This is a genomic window from Agrobacterium sp. InxBP2, assembly GCF_026191755.1.
Lineage (GTDB): Bacteria > Pseudomonadota > Alphaproteobacteria > Rhizobiales > Rhizobiaceae > Agrobacterium > Agrobacterium pusense.
Genome location: NZ_JAINDY010000031.1, coordinates 1 through 575, shown reverse-complemented (window position 1 = coordinate 575; position 575 = coordinate 1). Strand labels below are relative to the sequence as shown.

Below are 575 nucleotides of genomic sequence, written 5' to 3'. Positions count from 1 at the left end.
TTCCATATTCGCCTGAACTCGATTTTTGGTACCAAATCACCACTCTTAAAACAAATGAAAAATCGAATATCAATTTTCGTCGAAAAAAAAATAAATACACAACCGATTCAAATGAAAGTTGCACAGATCTTCTTCCGGCGGCTCAAAGAAGGGCCTGGTATATGGTGTTTAGCTCTAAAATTCCTTACCTTTTTTTATTTTGAAAAAAACAGCTTTTTCGACGAATGAAAAAGTCGAAAAACGTCATTTTTTCAAAAAGCAAAAAAAATCCAACGAAAACAAAGGCGAAACTGCATCAACACACTCCTAAACAAATGGAGCAGAAGCCCACGAGACCGTTTTTCAATCCTTTTTCTCCTTTTCAAGATATCCATGTTTTTCCATATTCGCCTGAACTCGATTTTTGGTACCAAATCACCACTCTGAAAACAAATGAAAAATCGAAAATCAATTTTCGTCGAAAAAAAAATAAATACACGACCGATTCAAATGAAAGTTGCACAGTTGCTTCTCCGATGCCTCCAAGAAGGGCCTGGTATATGGTGTTTAGCTCTAAAATTCCTTACCTTTTTTTA

Annotated in this window: 2 protein-coding genes; both read left to right on the top strand. The window is 35.3% G+C overall.

The window, feature by feature from the left end; all coding sequences use genetic code 11:
* Positions 1 to 203 (top strand): hypothetical protein (locus K7A42_RS17470; RefSeq protein WP_282455634.1); only part of this gene is annotated, 203 nt, incomplete at its 5' end.
* Positions 204 to 224: 21 nt separating this feature from the next.
* Positions 225 to 575, top strand: a 351-nt coding sequence (locus tag K7A42_RS17465; protein WP_282455633.1) for a hypothetical protein, incomplete at its 3' end; no start/stop codon positions are given.